Here is a 605-nt window from a genome sequence, read left to right on the forward strand (position 1 = left end):
GGCATGGACTACGATTGGCATAAAGCCATGAGCTCGTCCACAAAGCTCTGCACACTGACCACGATAAACACCCGGCTCATCAATTCGCGTCCAAGCCTCGTTGATGAAACCCGGGATGGTATCTTTTTTCACGGCGAAATCAGGCACCCACCAAGAGTGAATCACATCGTCTGAGGTCAGTAAAAATCGCACTTTACGATTCACAGGGAGCACGAGCGGGTTATCCACTTCAAGTAGGTAATGCGCACCTTTCATCTCTAAACCGTCAATCTGCTTTTGGCTGGTTGCGATCAAGCTGAAAAATTCCACATCTTCACCAAAGTAGCTGTAATGCCACTTCCATTGCGAACCTGTGATTTGAATGGTGATATCCGATTGGCTAGTGTCTTCCATTGCGACTAAAGTTTTCGTTGCGGGAATCGCCATCGCGACAAGAATGATGATAGGGATTACAGTCCAAATAATTTCCACTTTGGTGCTTTCGTGGAAATGTGCGGCAACTGCACCTTTTGATTTGCGATGACGGATGATGGCATAGAACATAACACCAAAAACAACCAGAGCTATCGCGCAACAAATGTAGAAAATGAGCATATGTAATTCAT

The 605-nt window shown here is 45.6% G+C and carries 1 protein-coding gene; it reads right to left on the reverse strand.

The window, feature by feature from the left end; all coding sequences use genetic code 11:
• The coding region (gene coxB / locus R7040_RS27915; protein ID WP_318097811.1) for a cytochrome c oxidase subunit II at nucleotides 1-605 on the reverse strand (605 nt) is incomplete at both ends.

The sequence above is a fragment of the Vibrio sp. 1069 genome (genome assembly GCF_033340555.1).